The organism is Clostridium sp. chh4-2 (assembly GCF_002899675.1).
Taxonomy (GTDB): domain Bacteria; phylum Bacillota; class Clostridia; order Lachnospirales; family Lachnospiraceae; genus CHH4-2.
In genome coordinates, this window is the sequence record NZ_PKUU01000014.1 from 148,001 (window position 1) to 165,887 (window position 17,887).

Annotated in this window: 18 protein-coding genes; all 18 read left to right on the forward strand. The window is 46.0% G+C overall.

All coding sequences use genetic code 11. From position 1 onward, the window contains the following. The first annotated feature begins 17 nt into the window (after positions 1-17). Positions 18-3,593, forward strand: coding sequence for a DUF5717 family protein (locus C0033_RS15775; RefSeq protein ID WP_103228847.1), 3,576 nt, complete (start codon positions 18-20; stop codon positions 3,591-3,593). Between the two features lie 44 nt (positions 3,594-3,637). Then, positions 3,638-4,861, forward strand: coding sequence for a DUF5716 family protein (locus C0033_RS15780; protein WP_103228848.1), 1,224 nt, complete (start codon positions 3,638-3,640; stop codon positions 4,859-4,861). Beyond that, on the forward strand, positions 4,858-5,670 hold the full coding sequence (locus C0033_RS15785; RefSeq protein WP_103228849.1) for a hypothetical protein: 813 nt from the start codon (positions 4,858-4,860) through the stop codon (positions 5,668-5,670). Before C0033_RS15780 ends, C0033_RS15785 begins: the two co-directional genes overlap by 4 nt. Before the next feature lie 525 nt (positions 5,671-6,195). After that, a complete protein-coding gene (locus C0033_RS15790) occupies positions 6,196-8,835 on the forward strand; it encodes a valine--tRNA ligase (protein ID WP_103228850.1) in 2,640 nt (879 codons plus the stop codon). Between the two features lie 70 nt (positions 8,836-8,905). Then, positions 8,906-9,424, forward strand: a complete 519-nt coding sequence (locus tag C0033_RS15795; protein ID WP_103228851.1) for a GNAT family protein — start codon at positions 8,906-8,908, stop codon at positions 9,422-9,424. Beyond that, positions 9,421-10,122, forward strand: a complete 702-nt coding sequence (locus C0033_RS15800; protein WP_103228852.1) for an aspartate/glutamate racemase family protein — start codon at positions 9,421-9,423, stop codon at positions 10,120-10,122. Before C0033_RS15795 ends, C0033_RS15800 begins: the two co-directional genes overlap by 4 nt. A gap of 123 nt (positions 10,123-10,245) precedes the next feature. Then, positions 10,246-11,493, forward strand: a complete 1,248-nt coding sequence (locus C0033_RS15805) for a folylpolyglutamate synthase/dihydrofolate synthase family protein (protein WP_103228853.1) — start codon at positions 10,246-10,248, stop codon at positions 11,491-11,493. A 50-nt stretch (positions 11,494-11,543) separates the two neighbouring features. Continuing rightward, positions 11,544-11,681 (forward strand): hypothetical protein, encoded by a 138-nt coding sequence (locus C0033_RS27115; protein ID WP_180994765.1) that lies wholly within the window; start codon positions 11,544-11,546, stop codon positions 11,679-11,681. A gap of 11 nt (positions 11,682-11,692) precedes the next feature. Further along, positions 11,693-12,997 carry a tetratricopeptide repeat protein gene (locus C0033_RS15810; protein WP_103228854.1) on the forward strand — a complete coding sequence of 435 codons (1,305 nt, stop codon included), beginning with the start codon at positions 11,693-11,695 and terminating at the stop codon, positions 12,995-12,997. 98 nt (positions 12,998-13,095) lie between these two features. Continuing rightward, on the forward strand, positions 13,096-13,437 hold the full coding sequence (locus tag C0033_RS15815) for an anti-sigma factor antagonist (RefSeq protein WP_103228868.1): 342 nt from the start codon (positions 13,096-13,098) through the stop codon (positions 13,435-13,437). A 19-nt stretch (positions 13,438-13,456) separates the two neighbouring features. Further along, the gene (spoIIAB, locus tag C0033_RS15820) at positions 13,457-13,882 is read left to right on the forward strand and encodes an anti-sigma F factor (RefSeq protein ID WP_103228855.1); all 426 of its coding nucleotides are present in this window, start codon (positions 13,457-13,459) and stop codon (positions 13,880-13,882) included. Between the two features lie 5 nt (positions 13,883-13,887). Further along, the gene (gene sigF / locus C0033_RS15825) at positions 13,888-14,601 is read left to right on the forward strand and encodes an RNA polymerase sporulation sigma factor SigF (protein WP_242984519.1); all 714 of its coding nucleotides are present in this window, start codon (positions 13,888-13,890) and stop codon (positions 14,599-14,601) included. 60 nt (positions 14,602-14,661) lie between these two features. Then, on the forward strand, positions 14,662-14,823 hold the full coding sequence (locus tag C0033_RS27120; RefSeq protein WP_180994766.1) for a hypothetical protein: 162 nt from the start codon (positions 14,662-14,664) through the stop codon (positions 14,821-14,823). Continuing rightward, a complete protein-coding gene (locus C0033_RS15830; RefSeq protein ID WP_103228857.1) occupies positions 14,802-15,428 on the forward strand; it encodes a stage V sporulation protein AA in 627 nt (208 codons plus the stop codon). Before C0033_RS27120 ends, C0033_RS15830 begins: the two co-directional genes overlap by 22 nt. Further along, positions 15,418-15,840 carry a stage V sporulation protein AB gene (locus C0033_RS15835; protein WP_103228858.1) on the forward strand — a complete coding sequence of 141 codons (423 nt, stop codon included), beginning with the start codon at positions 15,418-15,420 and terminating at the stop codon, positions 15,838-15,840. Before C0033_RS15830 ends, C0033_RS15835 begins: the two co-directional genes overlap by 11 nt. Before the next feature lie 25 nt (positions 15,841-15,865). Then, positions 15,866-16,324, forward strand: coding sequence for a SpoVA/SpoVAEb family sporulation membrane protein (locus C0033_RS15840; protein WP_103228859.1), 459 nt, complete (start codon positions 15,866-15,868; stop codon positions 16,322-16,324). 26 nt (positions 16,325-16,350) lie between these two features. Next, on the forward strand, positions 16,351-17,361 hold the full coding sequence (locus C0033_RS15845; RefSeq protein ID WP_103228860.1) for a stage V sporulation protein AD: 1,011 nt from the start codon (positions 16,351-16,353) through the stop codon (positions 17,359-17,361). Between the two features lie 44 nt (positions 17,362-17,405). Continuing rightward, entirely contained in the window at positions 17,406-17,759 is a 354-nt protein-coding gene (gene spoVAE / locus C0033_RS15850; RefSeq protein WP_103228861.1) for a stage V sporulation protein AE, read from the forward strand. Positions 17,760-17,887: the final 128 nt, after the last annotated feature.

A 17,887-nucleotide genomic window follows, 5' to 3' on the forward strand; every position in this document is an offset into this window, starting at 1 on the left:
AAAAGACGGGTGGTACCATGAAAGAGAAAATCAATCGACTGGCAAAAGGGATTATTGACGCAGAAGTACCTCAGATGATATGCAGCCCGGACACCATTGATGAAGTGGTGAGAGCTGGGGAAGTCACAAAAAAGGAAGTCTATATTACAAGTGAGAATAACCTGCATATTAAAGGTCTCATGTATTCTTCCAGTGAGAGGGTGTGCATACAGAATTACGCATTCGGAGGACTCAGAAATCATATAACTTATGAAATAAATAGCAGTCACCTGGAACACGGTGACATAATTAAGGGATCTTTTTATCTGGTGACCAATGGCGGTGAAAAGGAGATTCCTTATTCTTTTCGTGTGGAACTTGGCAATTCAGGCAAAGTTTTGGGCGGTTTGGAGACAGCGGAGGATTTTGGAAGGCTGGCGAAGAACGACTGGGATACTGCGCTCAGACTGTTTGAATACCAGGATTTTATAGAGGCGCCTTTTATGCAGGATATCGGAATCCGGGCTGTATATGACGGATTAAAAGGGCGTGTGAACAGACATAACCAGATGGAAGAATTTCTTGTCTTTCTGAAGGTAAAAGAGCCGGTTAAACTGGAGATCCCGGAGGAAACAAGATTTTACGATGATCTTCCGGAACCGGCGGATGATAAGATTGTGATTAAGAAAAATACCTGGGGTTATGCCTATATGGAGGCAAAAGCGGATGGAGATTTCATCCTCCTTCCCCAGAAGATTATTACAAATGCAGATTTTACGGATAATAAATGCGAGTTTAAGTTCAGGATTCAGCCATCCAGACTGCATAAAGGCAGAAATTTCGGGGCTGTGTTTCTGACCATGTTTAATAAGACGGTGACCATACCAGTGGAGGCTTTGGGCGATGAAACGGTGGTTGTATCGGACAAATCCACAGGGGTTGCCAGGAAGGATCTGGAGAGGTATATCTCCCTTCGATTGGACTATGAAAGCGGCGTTTATGAAGACGCGCTTGTGCTCAACCAGATGATTCATGAGCTGGAGCAGGTGAGGGCTATTTACGAACCGGATAACCGTCTGAACCTGATGTATGCGGAACTGCTGTTCCTGACGGATAATAAAGAACAGGCGTGCATGATCCTGGACGAGTGCAGAGAGAGCATTCTGATGTCCAGATTGGAAGATGTGGAGAATTACTGCTATTATCAGTACCTCAACTTGCTGATTCATCCCAATGAAGGGCAGAAGGAGTCCCTGATCCGTCTTCTCAATAAATATCTGGAAGAGCGGAAACAGAACCATTACCTGTTTTTCCTGCTTTTAAAGCTGGATGAGAGCCTTGCGGAAAATTCTGCCAATCTCATGGCCAGAATTAAGAAAATCTATGCCCGCGGCTGCCGCAGCCCGTTATTATATGCAAAGGTATGTAAGCTGCTGAATGAGAATCCTGAGTTTTTAAAGAGCTTAGAGGGCATGGAGCTGCAGGCCTTGAATTACGGCGTTAAAAAAGATGTGATTTCTTCCGACTTGGCGCTCAAGGTGGCCCAGACCGCTAATATTACAAAATACTATAATAAAATTTTGTATCATATCCTGGTGGCGCTGTACGAATATTATCCGGAGAAAGAAATTCTCGGAGCCTTGTGCGGCATACTGGTAAAGGGCGGCCTCAGAACGCCGGAAGCATTTGCCTGGTATGAACTGGCATTATCAGAGAAGATCAGTTTAACGAGGCTTTATGAGTACTATCTGTATTCCCTTCCGAAAGAATACAATCATGCGCTTCCAAGGGAAATACTGCTTTATTTTTCTTATGATAATGAGTTGGATTCTTATAATAAATCAGTGCTTTATCAGAATATTTTGATGTATGTGAATTCTGATACTGCCATTTATAAAGATTATGAGCGGGAGATCGAACAGTTTGCCATGAACCAGCTGTTTTCCGCTCAGATTAACCGCCGGCTGGCGGTTATCTATGATCATATGATATATAAGGATATGATCGATAAACCGGTGGCTAAAGTTCTGCCTGCAATTTTGAGGTCTTACCGGATCAGCTGCAGGAATCAGGCTATGAAATATGTAATTGTCTGCCACGAAGAACTTTTAGAGGAAGAGGCATATGCGATTACGGAGGGAGTGGCTTATGTGCCGCTGTTCTCCGAAAAGAGCCATATCCTGTTCCAGGACGCTTACGGCAACCGGTATGCGGAAATCGCCTATGTGAAGACGCCGGTGATGGATAAGCCGGATTTGGAGCAGCGGTGTTTTGAAGTGTATCCGGAACACAATATGCTGCTTTTAAAGGAATGCGGAAAGATTCTGGAGATGGATGAGCCGGACGAGGAACAGATCCGCCTTTTAGAACAGCTGGCAGGCCAGTTAAGGCTTCATCCGCTGTATGAAAAGAAGATTCTCAGTAAGATTGTATCCTATTATGCCCGCATGGCTGCAGAGGAAGAAGAGGATAAGGCGGAGAAGAGCAGCAGCTATCTGCTCATGATGGATATGAAGGCCGTCACAAGGGCTGAGAGAATCAGCGTGTGTGAAACCTACATCAGGCAGGGATATATCCGGGAAGCGTATGAGCTGATTAAGGAGTATGGGGCCGAGAATATTTCGGACAAGTATCTTCTTAAAATGTGCTCGAAGATGATTCTTCAGAGTTTATTTGATCAGGATGACCTGCTGCTTCACCTGTCTTACCGCGTATTTGATGCCGGATTCAGCGACAGTGTGGTGATGGATTATCTCTGTGAACATTACAATGGAACTGCGGCCCAGATGTACCGGGTGTTAAAGCAGGGGATTGTGGAGCGTGTGGAGACGTATGACCTGGAGGAACGGCTTCTGGGCCAGATGCTGTTCAGCGATACGATGCTGAACATCGACAAGGTATTCGATCTGTACGCATCCAGAAAAAAGACGTCCGAAAGCATTTTAAAAGCATATTTTACGGTCAAGAGCGCGGAGTATTTTATACAGGAGCTTCCGTCTGACGACAAGGTGTTCAGCTATCTGGAAGGGGCGATCCATGGAACGATTGAAAAGGATAAGGTTCCGACCATTTATCTGCTGGCGCTGACAAAATACTATTCTACGCTTCCGAATCTGACGGATGAGCAGAAAAAGTTATGTGAAACGGTTATTAATATTATTCTGTCTGAAGGGATGGTTTTTGCCTATTTCAAGGATTTGGCAAAACATATTGCCGTTCCGGAGGATATTATGGATAAGGGAATCATTCAGTATTGCGGAAAGAAGGATTCTAAGGTGGAACTGAATATCAGGATTCTGCCGGACGAAGAAGAATTCCATGCTGAAGAGATGAAACGAGTGTATCAGGGGATTTTTATTAAGCAAAAAATCCTTTTCGAAGGCGAAATTATGGAATACCAGATTTATGATATGAAAGACGGAACCCGTGTTCTGGCAAAAGAAGGCAGCATCTCATGCGATATGTCTGCATTCCCTAAATCGGACAGCCGGTTTGCCTGTCTGAATGATATGGGATTATGTTTAAGTCTGAAGGAAGAAGAGAGCCTGAAAAAGAAAATGCAGGAATATCTGGTGAAAATCGCTACTGCGGAAGAATTATTTTCCCTGATGTAGAGGCTGCTGGACAATTACAGGATATTTAAATAAGGGGGCTGTCTATGGACGGACTGATAATAGGACTGGATTTATGTGACACTTACACGCAGATCTGTTGTTATGGAGACGAGCAGGCTTTTACAATACCGACTGTGATCTGCAGGAAAAAAAATGAAGAAGAGTGGTGTGTCGGTGAAGACGCATATGGTTTTACGCTGATCGGGGAAGGAACCATTGTCGATAAACTTTTAAGCCTTGTAAAAAAGGACGGTACGGCAACCATTGGAGGAATCCGATACGAGGGACTTGACCTCTTAAAACAATATTTAAAAAAAGTGCTGGAACTTCCGCTGGAAAAGCATGAAAAGGCTCCGGTTGAACAGCTTGTTATCGCACTGAGAAAAGTGGATGCCAAATTAATTGACGCATTGCTTCAATGTGCTGATTTTTTAGGTATTCCGAGAAAGAAACTGCATGTGATCAGCCATACGGAGGGATTTATCTATTATATCCTGAGCCAGAAGCGGGAAGTGTGGAGCAACCAGGTGGGCATGTTTGACCTGTCGGAAGAGTATTTAAGATATTACGAATTGAAGGTTCAGCGTGGGCTTCGTCAGACTACGGTTATCGCTGAATATGAGGATCTGGACGAGGGGTTCAGCCTGGACATCCTTTCCAGCAGTGCAGGAGGGAAACTGGCGGATAAGATTTTATGCGCCTGCGGGGACAGGCTTCTTCAGAAAAAGCTGTTCTCCTCCATTTTTCTGACCGGCAAAGGATTTGAGACCCAGGACTGGGCTGTGGAATTTATGAAGATGATCTGCACCAAACGCCGTGTCTATGGGGAGAGCAGTGTATTTGCCAAAGGAGCGGCTTATAAGGCGGCGGATTACGGACAGGAAAAGACTTCTTATCCTTACATTTTTATCTGTGAAGGAAGGCTGGAAGCCACGGTGTCGGTCAACATTTTTCACCGGGATAAAGAGGGGCAGTTGGTGGTTGCATCTGCCGGGGATAACTGGTACGAATGCAAGAGCACCATGGATTTTATTACGGACAGTCAAAATGCCATTGAATTTATGATTACGCCCCAGGACCCGAAAAAGAAGAAGCTGATACGCATTCCGCTTGAAGGATTCCCTGAACGGCCGGCCAGAACTACCAGGGTTTCGGTCAGCATTGGATTTCTGGACAGGAATACCATGGCGGTTGTGATTAAGGATAAAGGGTTTGGTGAGCTGTATCCGGCCACCGATGCCACCATCAGACAAGAGGTTATGATATGAGTTTAATCTTATGCCGGCAGGAACCGGTAAAACATCCGTATTACATAGAAAATCTTGGGATTCATATCTATTCGTCCCAGGAACTGTGTTATGTGATCTATAATCATTTGATGCTGGTTCTGGATGACTTTGTGGATGAGCCTTTGATCGCATTTATCAGGGATGAGCTGGATATGGGATTTACGGCTTTAAAGCTGGACCGCTGGAAGAAGAGCGGTGAGAATCCGGATGATATGCTGTTAATCATTCTTCAGGAATGTGACTATTATACCACGGTTGAGATCGGAAAGCTGCGCCAGCAGATTCAGACCATCAGGAAGATGAAGCCGATGGACTACCAGAAGAACAAAGCCGATTATCTGTTTGCCTGCGGCCAGTACGGAAAGGCCATTGCAGTTTATAAAAAGATGCTGGAGGACCCGGAGCTGAAGGAAATGGGGGATGGATTTTCAGGTAAGATTTATAACAACCTGGGAACTGCTTATGCAAGGGTATTCCAATTTTCAAAAGCATTTGAAGCTTATAAAATGTCTTACGGGTTTTTAAAGGACATAAGCATTATACAAAAGCTTTATTTTCTGACAAAGATGGATTCGGCCCTTGTGCTGGGAGAGAGGTTTCAGTCCTTGGTGACGGATGAGATGGCGCGCCAGTGGGATGCCAGAATTAGCCAGGCACGTGAAATTGCTTCGGAGTCGGATAAGATTGAGGATTTGAATGAACTGTTTAAGAAGGACCCCATCAAGAGGATGGCGGGGGCCGCTCAGATGGTTCAGGCATGGAAACAGGAATACCGCAGCATGGCTTAGGGCAGAAATTAAGCCTTGACAAAATAATTTAAACCCACTATGATAATAGCATTAGAACATAATAGATGGAAAAGCTTGGAAGAAGAGGAGTACATGCGTGACCCTGACAGAGAGAACCGTTCATTGGCTGGAAGGCGGTTTGGGGATAGTGCGGGTGGAAGTAGCTTTGGAGCTGGAGTGCTGAGAGGCTGTGCTGGAGTGCAGGAGGTAGGCATTTTCGACTGGTCATCGTTAAAGGACTTATGAGATTGCCGGATATTTGGCAGAATAAAGGTGGTACCGCGGATTTTCGCCCTTTGTACAGGAAACTGTACAAGGGGCTTTTTTATATCATAGGAAAGTTCGTCCTATGACATAAAAAAGCCCTCCGGGCAGGATCGCACTGCAGCGGTGAGGTATAATGTCGCTGAAGCGACCCGCCGCAGGCGGAGAATCCCGCTTGCGGGATTCTTTCTTACATCAAGGGTGAAGGCATTTTCGAAAATGCCTTCACCCTTAACATAAAAAAATGAAAAGGAGTATACGATGAAAGAACTGGAGAAAACATATAACCCTTCGGAAATCGAAGAAAAACTATATCAGAAATGGCTGGATCATAAGTATTTCCACGCACAGGTAAATAAGGATAAGAAACCATTTACAATCGTTATGCCGCCGCCTAATATTACAGGCCAGCTGCATATGGGTCATGCTTTGGATAATACCATGCAGGATATTCTGATCCGTTATAAGAGAATGCAGGGATTTGAAGCTCTTTGGCAGCCGGGAACTGATCATGCGGCCATCGCTACGGAAGTAAAGGTAATTGATAAGTTAAAGAGCCAGGGCATTGATAAACATGATTTGGGCCGCGAGGGATTTTTGGAGAAGGCTTGGGAGTGGAAGGAAGAATATGGCAGCCGTATTGTAAAGCAGCTGCATAAGCTGGGATCATCCGCTGATTGGGACAGAGAACGGTTCACTATGGATGAGGGATGTTCTGAGGCGGTACAGGAAGTATTTATTAAATTATATGAAAAAGGATATATTTACAAAGGTTCCAGGATTATTAACTGGTGTCCGGTGTGCCAGACTTCCATTTCCGATGCGGAAGTTGAGCATGAGGAGCAGAACGGTTTCTTCTGGCACATCAATTATCCGATCGTGGGAGAAGAGGGGCGTTTTGTAGAGATCGCAACAACCAGGCCGGAAACACTGCTTGGCGATACTGCGGTGGCTGTTAATCCGGATGATGACCGCTATAAAGACTTGATTGGAAAGATGTTAAAGCTGCCTCTTACGGACAGGGAGATTCCTGTAGTGGCGGATGCATATGTGGATAAGGAATTTGGAACGGGATGCGTAAAGATCACTCCTGCGCATGACCCGAATGACTTTGAAGTGGGAAAACGTCACAATCTGGAAGAGATCTGTATCCTCCATGACGATGCCACCATTAACCTTCCGGGAAGCAAATACGATGGGATGGACCGTTATGAGGCCAGAAAGGCCATGGTGGCCGATCTGGAGGCTCAGGGGCTGCTTGTAAAGGTTGTTCCCCACTCCCATAACGTAGGAACTCATGACCGCTGTAAAACAACGGTTGAACCGATGGTAAAACAGCAGTGGTTTGTTAAGATGGAAGAGATGGCAAAACCGGCGATCGAAGCGTTGAAAACCGGCGAATTGAAATTTGTGCCTGAAAGCTTTGGAAAGACTTATCTTCATTGGCTGGAAGGAATCCGTGACTGGTGTATCTCCCGTCAGCTCTGGTGGGGACACAGAATTCCTGCTTATTACTGTCAGGAATGCGGGGAAATCGTGGTTTCAAAAGAGGCTCCCCATGCCTGCCCGAAATGCGGCTGCACCAATTTAAAGCAGGATGAAGATACATTGGATACCTGGTTTTCTTCCGCTTTATGGCCGTTTTCCACATTGGGCTGGCCGGAAAAGACACCGGAACTGGAATATTTCTATCCGACCGACGTGCTGGTAACCGGATATGATATCATCTTCTTCTGGGTTATCAGAATGGTATTCTCAGGAATTGAACAGACCGGTAAATGCCCGTTCCATACGGTTCTCATTCATGGTCTGGTTCGCGATTCCCAGGGACGCAAGATGAGCAAATCCCTTGGAAACGGCATCGATCCGCTGGAAGTAATCGATAAATACGGTGCCGACGCGCTTCGAATGACCTTGATTACAGGCAATGCGCCCGGCAATGATATGCGGTTCTATTGGGAGAGAGTGGAGGCCAGCAGAAACTTTGCCAATAAGGTTTGGAATGCTTCACGTTTCATCATGATGAACATCGAAAAGGCTCCTGTTAATCAGGTTTCCCTGGATGACCTTACCATGGCGGACAGATGGATTCTCTCCAAAGTTAATACGCTGACTAAAGATGTAACGGAAAACCTGGATAAATACGAATTGGGAATCGCTCTTCAGAAGGTTTACGACTTTATCTGGGAGGAATTCTGCGACTGGTATATCGAGATGGTAAAACCGAGACTGTGGAATGATGAAGATATCACCAAGGCGGCAGCCATCTGGACCCTGAAAACAGTTTTGATCAATTCCCTGAAGCTGCTTCATCCATATATGCCGTTTATTACGGAAGAGATCTTCTGTAATCTGCAGGATGGAGAGGAATCCATCATGATCTCAGAGTGGCCGGTATTCAAGGAAGAGTGGAATTTCGTGCAGGAAGAAACGGCTGTGGAAACGATTAAAGAAGCAGTGCGTGCCATCAGAAATGTCCGTACATCCATGAATGTGCCTCCGAGCAAGAAGGCAAAGGTTTATGTGGTTTCTGAGAAACAGGAGATTTTAGACATCTTTGAGCACAGCAAGGTATTCTTTGCAACGCTGGGCTATGCAAGCGATGTTTACCTGCAGAAGGATAAAGATGGCATTGCAGACGACGCGGTGTCCGCAGTGGTTCCTCAGGCGGCGATCTATATGCCGTTTGCAGAGCTGGTTGATATCGGAAAAGAGATCGAGCGTCTGGAAAAAGAAGAGGAGCGTTTGAATAAGGAGCTGTCCCGTGTAAACGGCATGCTGAACAATGAACGCTTTGTGAGCAAGGCGCCGGAAGCTAAGATCGCAGAGGAAAAGGAAAAGTTGGAGAAGTATACGCAGATGATGGAACAGGTTAAGGAACGTCTGGCGCAGCTTCGGTAATATAAGCGGAAATCGGCAATATCATATTATAAAGGTATTGCCGATTTCATTTACTTAAAGGGGAGACAGAATGCTCAGATTAAGACCATATAAGGCGTGTGATGCGCGGGATATCGTGACCTGGATCAAGGATGAGAGATCCTTTCATCAGTGGTCGGCCAACCGTTTTGACGGCTGTTATCCGCTGACAGAAGATAAGCTGAATGAATTTTACGGGAAGGAAGCTTATAATGATTCCTTCTGGGAAATGACGGCTATGGATGATGCCGGAGTGCCTGTGGGGCATTTTATCATGAGATTTACGGATAACAGAAAAAAGGTAATCCGTCTCGGATTTGTGGTTGTGGATGATTCGAAACGGGGACGGGGATATGGAAAAGAGATGATCCGTCTGGCGGTCCGGTATTCACTGGATATCCTGAGAGCGGATAAGGTAACTCTTGGAGTATTTACCAACAATCCCATCGCCTTTGAGTGTTACAGGTCTGTGGGATTCGTACCTCTTTATACCAATGATAAGGCTTTCCGGATCGGTAATGAGTACTGGCCGTGTACGGAAATGGAATTTGCAGGGAGGAATAAAGGATGAAGACAATCGGATTGATCGGGGGCATGAGCTGGGAAAGCACAGTGACGTATTATCAGATCATAAATGAGGTGGTAAAGGAAAAACTGGGCGGGCTCCACTCCGCCAAATGCCTGCTGTACAGCGTCGACTTTCAGGAAATTGAGGAATGCCAGGCGGGCGGAGACTGGGAAAGGAGCGGTGAAATTCTGGGTGATGCGGCTGAAAACCTTGAAAAGGCAGGGGCTGATTTCATCGTGATCTGCACCAATACCATGCATAAGGTGGTTCCACAGATTCAGAAAAAGATTCAGATACCAATTCTCCATATTGCGGAAGCTGCGGCTAAGAAGCTTATAGAACAGGAAATACATACGGTAGGACTGCTCGGCACAAAATATACGATGCAGCAGGACTTTTATAAAGATAAACTGATTCAGAACGGGATTCGCGTGATCATACCTTGTGATGAGGATATGGAAATTGTCAATACGGTGATTTATCAGGAACTGTGCCTGGGAATCATTTCAGAGGAATCCAGAAAGAGGTTTGTGGAGATCATAGACCGCCTGTCGGCTGAAGGAGCCCAAGGCATGATTCTGGGCTGTACGGAGATCGGGCTTTTAGTCAGGCAGCAGGATACGAATGTTCCTCTGTTTGACACTGCGGCCATTCATGCCACCGGGGCGGCGCTTGAAGCGGTAAAGGAGGAAAGATCATAAACAGACTGCCTGTTTTGTCGATTCCCCACGAAAGAATTTTGTTGCAACTTAGGTGTTTTATATTATAATAGATAGGAAAGACAGACATACCATAAGTAAAATGATGTGAGAATGAGGAAAACGATGAAAGAGATTAAGGCGGAAGAGTATCTGCTTAATATACCTTTATGGACAAAAAAGAAGAATTCTCTGGATGATGTGAGGAGATTCGCCGAAAAGCTGGGAAATCCGGATGAGGGTATGAAGATCATCCATGTGGCGGGAACTAATGGAAAAGGTTCTGTCTGCGCTTATCTGACTTCAATTCTCGGACAGGCCGGATATCATACGGGAACTTTCATATCCCCTCATTTGATTGATATCCGGGAACGGTTTCTGTTAGATGGAATCATGGTGGACAAGGCCGGATTTCAGAAAGCGTTTGAGCGGGTTTATCAGGTTACCCGGCAGATGATGGAAGACGGGTACTGCCACCCCACGTTTTTTGAATTCCTTTTTCTCATGGGGCTTTGCATATTCAGGGAGAACCGGGTTGATTATCTGATTCTGGAAACCGGGCTGGGAGGCAGGCTGGACACTACTAATATTGTGAGACGGCCTGAGGCCTGTATTATTACCTCCATCAGCCTGGAACACACGGAATATTTAGGCGGAACCATTGAACTGATCGCAGGGGAGAAGGCGGGAATTATTAAGGCGAATGTGCCGGTGATCTATGACAGCAGCGTGCCGGAGGCATCGGCTGTGATTGAGAAAAGGGCGGCTCTGATGAATTCGCCCAGTTATCCTGTTTGTGCGGATGACCTGGATGTGGAAGCCGTTTATCCGGCGCCTTATCAGCGGATGAATGCGGCTTTGGCCTGTAAGGCGCTGCAGGTTCTTTTGCCGGAGCCTTTAAACCGTTCCATATTAAAGGAAGGAATTGGCAACATGAGATGGCCGGGAAGGATGGAACAGGTGATGCCTGATATCTATCTGGACGGAGCCCATAATCCGGGAGGAATTGCGGCGTTTATCGAAGCGGCATCTCAGATTATTCAGGACAAGGGCATGGAATGCAGTCTTTTATTCGGAGTTGTGGCGGACAAGGATTACTGCGGTATGGTGGAAGCTCTTTGTAAGTCTTTGCCTATAAAACGAGTTTTTCTGGCTCATATGGACAGTAAAAGGGCTTTGAATACGGAACTGCTGTCAGAGCTGTTTTGCAGCAATGGAATCAGCCGGGTCACGGATGCAGGCAATGTGAGAGATGCATTTGCGCAGGCAATTTCCCATAAAAAGGACGGGGAGCTGTTGTTTTGCGTGGGATCGCTCTATTTGATCGGAGAGATCAAGGCAGTGCTTTCAGGCAGACCGGAGTGTAACATTTAAATAATCAAAGGGATTAAACGGCCGCCCTCAGCGGCGGAATGAGAGGTAATATGATTAACTTTGAAGAGGAAATCGCCCGTTTCAAACCGAGTTTGGACGTGGAAGAAGTGGAAGATGCAATTGTAAAAAGCGATTTAACTGATATGAGCGATATCATGATGGAGATGCTGAAAGAATTAAAGGAATAGGCGGAAACAGGATGGACTATAGAAAAAAATGCCGCCAGGTTGCCAATAGCTATTATAACCTGGGGCTGGAAAAGGCGAAGATACGAGATTTGACAGGCGCTGCCGACTGCCTGAAGAGAAGCCTGCATTTTAATAAAGCCCATACGGATGCCAGAAATCTTCTCGGGCTCATCTATTATGAGATTGGGGAAACGGCTGACGCATTGGTTCAATGGGTGATCAGCATGAATATCCAGCCGGAAAAAAACCGGGCGGACCGGTATCTGGACGAACTGCAGAGAAAGCCGGGGCGGCTGGAGACGGCAAGCCAGAATGTGAAAAAGTACAATCAGGCGTTATGGCACGCCCAAACGGGAAGCGACGATCTGGCAGTGCTGCAGCTCACAAGGGTTGTGGAGATCAATCCTAACTTCTTAAAGGCGCACCTTTTGTTAGCCTTATTGTATATGGCGCATTCCGATTATACGAAGGCCGGAAAGTCGCTGTTCCGGGTTTTGCAGATTGATAAAAACAATCCGAAGGCCCTGTGGTATATGTCCATTGTTAAGGCGAATACGGGACGGGCGGAGATTGAGAAAAAGAAATTAAAGAATGCATTTTCCCACAGGCAGATGCAGGACGACGATATCATCATTCCTCCAACATATAAGGAAAATACGGGATGGCAGACCATTATCAACATTTTGGTGGGGCTTTGTCTGGGAACTGCGGTCATATTCTTCCTGATTATGCCGGCCAGCACCAAGGCCATCAACATTGAGCATAACAAGGAGATGCAGGTCTATCTGGAACAGATTAACAGTAAGAATCTGGAAATCACCAAGATGGAAAGCACAGTGGAAGAATATAAGAAGCTAAAAGACGACGCGGAAGCTGCCCTTCAAACAGTTATGAATGATAACGGAGGGATTTTGAACCAGTACCAGACCCTGATCGGAATCCTGCAGGCTTATAAAACCGATGATTTTACAACGGCTGTAAAGCTGTATGCGGACCTGGACCCTTCCGTCATTACGGATGCGTCCGTACAGGCGGTGATTGGGGAGATCAAGGCGGATATGGATGCCAACGGCTACCAGGAGCTTCAAAAACTGGGAGAACAGTCGGCGGCGGCAGGAAGACAGACGGAGGCGCTGGATTATTATCATAAGAGTCTGGTTATTCACCCGGATAATCCGCAGGTTATCTTTAATATGGCGGTGATTTATAAGGCCATGGGTGATATGGAGAATGCCAACCAGCTGTTTGGACAAGTGATTATGAATTACTCCAATTCGGATTTGGCGGAACAGGCCAAAACAGAAAGAGGTTATTAAAAAGAAAGAACACTACAGAAGATAAAATCTTTTGCAGTGTTCTTTTTTTACTGCAATTTTTGTAGAAATATGGGAAGAAAGGAAAGCGGGGCATGAATATGACGGAACAGAGTTTTACCTATGAAGCGAAAGGGCAGGTGCTGATTGTGCACCTTCCGAAAGAACTGGATCATCACAACTGCAGAAATCTGAAGTATGAGACGGATTTGCTTCTGTCGGAAAATTATATCACAAAGGTGGTGTTTGATTTTACAAAAACGGAATTTATGGATTCTTCAGGAATCGGGGTGCTGTTAAACCGGTATAAGCAGATGGAACGGAGCGGGGGCCACATCACCATCTACGGGGCAAGACTTCAGGTGATCAGGATTCTGACCGTAGGAGGCATTATCAAACTGGTGAAAAATTACGAGACGAAAGAAGCTGCGATCGCAGGTTAAGGAAGGAGAGTTGGCGAAAATGGAGCAAGTGGAAAGATTTCAGATGGAGATAGAAAGCCTGTCTAAAAATGAAGAGTTTGCCAGAGTCGTGATTGCGGTGTTTATGAGCCGTTTGAATCCCACGTTGGAGGAAATCGACGATGTGAAAACAGCGGTATCCGAGGCGGTCACCAATGCGGTGATCCATGGATACCGGGGGAAGGAGGGGATCATACATATCAGGGCAGAGATAGATCATGATACCCTGACCCTGGTTATAAAGGACGACGGAATCGGAATCTGCAATGTGAAACAGGCAATGGAACCAATGTACACCTCAGATAAGACCGGAGAGCGGTCTGGAATGGGTTTTTCATTCATGGAAGCATTTATGGATGAAGTTTTGGTGGAATCAGTATTAGGGCAGGGTACATCTGTCACTATGAAAAAGAAAATCGGCGGGTGATATCTATGGATGAGACCATGAATCTGATTCATATGGCTCACGAAGGAGATAAGAACGCAAGAGACAATCTGGTGCTCGGAAACGTAGGTTTGATCTGGAGCATTGTGAGGCGTTTTGCGGGAAGAGGTTACGAGCTGGAAGATCTGTTCCAGATAGGATGCATTGGTTTAATGAAAGCCATCGATAAATTTGACACCTCCTTTGAGGTGAAATTTTCCACCTATGCGGTTCCGATGATTACTGGGGAGATTAAACGGTTCCTCAGAGACGACGGCATGATTAAGGTGAGCCGCTCTTTAAAGGAAATGGGGGCAAAGGTGAAATGCACAAGGGAAAGCCTGGCATTTTCTCTGGGCAGAGATCCTACGATTGACGAAATTGCTCAGCAGATCGGGGCCAGCCGTGAAGAAGTGGCCGCATCTATTGAGGCGGGGGCGGAAGTGGAATCCCTTTATAAAACAGTCAATAAAAATGATGAAAGCAATATTTATCTGATTGATAAACTGATGGAGGAAAATATAGCGCAGGAGCAGATTTTAAACAATATGGTATTAAAGGATCTTCTGTCAATTCTTGGAGAACAGGAGCAGGAAATTATTATCCGGAGATACTATTATAACCAGACCCAGAGCCGGATTGCCCAGGATTTGAACATTTCCCAGGTTCAGGTTTCCAGGCTGGAAAAAAGGATTCTGAAAAAAATGCGTGAACGGTTATAAGCATAAAATTAAGGCGGAAAGACATAATACTCATAGAACAAAAAAAGGATGTGAGTATTTATGGAATTTTTGAAGCATAAAGCAGGCATTCTGGCGTTGGTCGTTTGCCTGCTTATTATTTTATCCGTAATTTGGTTTCTTATGTTTGGAACAGGCGGTGATCCTGTAATGGAAGGAACACTGGTAAGGGGGATGGAAATATGTCCAAAGTTTTATATCTGAATATCAGCCAGATCACAGAAGTTCACGATAAGGATGTGAAATTAAAAGATGTTGCAACGCTTTACAGCCCGGACGATTCCGTGACCAGCAAATGCAATGCGCTGAAGATCAAGTCAATCAAAGAAGATCGGGATAAGCGGTATGTGATGCAGACCATTGACGTGATCCAAAAGATCACCGATTTAGATTCCACAATCCAGGTCAACAATATCGGTGAAACAGAATTCATCATCGATTACCAGCATCCAAGGCCGGACCGCCGTCTGTGGCAGTGGATTAAAACCCTGTTCGTCTGTGCGGTCAGCTTTTCCGGCGCGGCCTTTGCCATCATGACATTTAATAATGACGTCAGCGTGGGAGACGTGTTTAAAGAGGTCTATAAGATCATAACCGGAATGGAATCAAGCGGTTTTACGGTTCTTGAACTGACCTATTCGGTTGGATTGGCATTCGGTATCATCGTATTCTTCAATCATTTTGCCAAATTTAAGATCAACACAGACCCCACGCCGCTGGAAGTGGAAATGCGCTTGTACGAGGATAATATCAGCAAGACTCTGATCCAAAATGACGGAAGAAAGGAGTCCGGTATCGATGTTTCTTAAAAACTGTATCATGGGATTTATCGGCCTGTGCGCCGGGGGAGTTGTGGCAGCAGGCGTTTTCGCCTTTTTAGCAATTATCGGGGTATTTCCCCGTTTGATCGGAAAAACGCAGACGAACCAGCACATATTTCTATATGAAACGACCATTATCTTGGGCGGTATTTTAGGGAATCTGGCAGACCTTTATGAATATCCGGTGCTGATGGGAGGAAAGCTTTTTCTCGGAATCTTCGGCTTTTGTGTGGGAGTGTTTGTAGGATGTCTGGTCATGTCTCTGGCCGAAACCCTGAAGGCGGTTCCGGTTATGAACCGTAGAATCCACCTGGCCGTGGGAATCCAATATATCATACTGGCATTGGGAGTTGGAAAACTGACCGGATCTCTGATCTATTTCTCCCGCGGAATGGGATGATAACAAATACACAGGAGGTATTTTTATGGAAGTGAATAAACAGGCATTTGATAAATACGTGAAGGAAATCACTCCGACGCATAATGTATGGCTGGACATGTGCAAGGCGTTCTTAGTTGGCGGCATTATCTGTGTGATCGGACAGGCCATAACCACATTTTTAATGGGAAGGGGAATGGATAAAGAAACTTCTGCGGCCTGGACGCTGCTGATTCTGATCGGTTCCAGCGTCATTTTGACCGGATTAAATCTGTACCCCAAAATCGTTAAATTCGCAGGTGCCGGGGCTCTTGTTCCCATCACCGGGTTTGCCAATTCAGTGGTTGCGCCCGCCATCGAATTCAAAGCGGAAGGCCAGGTGTTCGGAATCGGATGCAAGATTTTCACAATTGCCGGCCCTGTCATTCTGTACGGAATCTTGAGTTCCTGGATATTGGGCGTTATCTATTGGATCTTACAGGCTATGGGCGTGGTCGGAGCATAGGAAAAAACAGGACAGGAGGGAAAGAAATGCAAAAGGGAAAAGCCAGCTTATATTTTGAAAATGAACCCGTAATAGGCAGTGTGGCATCGATTGCAGGCAAAAAAGAGGGAGAAGGACCTCTGGGCAAATTATTCGATGTGGTGGAGCAGGATGCCATGTTTGGCGCTAACACATGGGAAGAGGCGGAGAGCGCTCTTCAAAAACAGACTGCAGAACTGACCCTTGAAAAGGGCGGTTACAGAAAACGTGATATCCGCTATCTGTTCGCAGGGGATCTGTTAGGCCAGTTAATAGCCACATCATTTGGAACCGTGGATATGGAAATACCGCTTTTCGGACTGTACGGCGCCTGTTCTACCATGGGTGAAGCGCTTCAGCTGGGAGCGATGGCGGTAAATGCAGGATATGCGGACCAGGTGCTTTCCATGGCTTCCAGCCATTTCGCAACAGCCGAAAAACAGTTCCGCTTTCCTCTTGGATATGGAAATCAGCGACCGTATTCCGCAACCTGGACAGTGACCGGCTGCGGAGCCGCTGTTTTAACCAAACAGAAAAAGGATGGAATGGCTAAAATTACAGGAATTACCACTGGCCGTATGGTGGATATGGGAAGCAAGGATTCCATGAACATGGGGGCCGCCATGGCCATGGCAGCTTACCATACCATCAAGCAGAATCTGGAGGATTTTGACAGGGACGCAGGATATTACGACAAGATTATAACCGGAGACCTGGGTGAAGTAGGACGGAAAATCCTTCTGGACTTCATGAAACAGGATGGAATCGATCTTACGGAACGCCATATGGACTGCGGAATCGAAATCTATGATGCAGAAACACAGGATACCCATGCCGGCGGAAGCGGCTGCGGCTGTTCTGCCGTAACTTTATGCGCCTATATACTGCCTAAAATCAAGTCCGGCACATGGAAACGGGTTTTATTTGTGCCGACGGGAGCGCTGCTGTCCACAGTCAGCTTTAACGAAGGCCAGAGCATTCCCGGCATTGCACAGGGCGTGGTGATTGAACAGCTGTAGTATTACTTGTCTGACAGATTATAAGAGAGAAAGGAACGTGGAAAATGGAGTTTGTAAAAGCATTTCTGGTAGGCGGCGTAATCTGCGCGCTGGTCCAGATTCTCATGGATAAAACAAAATTGATGCCCGGCCGCATCATGGTAATGCTTGTAGTGACGGGAACCATTTTGGGAGCAGTTGGCTTATATGAGCCATTTGCCGAATGGGGCGGAGCAGGAGCGACAGTGCCGCTTTTGGGATTTGGCAATACCTTGTGGAAAGGCGTTAAAGAAGCGATAGCAGAGGACGGATTTTTAGGGGTATTTAAAGGCGGATTTACTTCCAGCTCAGCTGGAATTGCAGGGGCTTTAATTTTTGGTTATCTGGGATCAATCCTATTCAAACCCAAAATGAAATAAAATGGCGGAATTACAAATCTTTATTTAGTTTCGGAAGAAACGCCGGAAAGAAGGGGGAACCTGGGCGGGCGGCGGACATGATAAGAGATAGGGGATCGTTTGCAGCCCCTATCTCTTATCATGTCCGC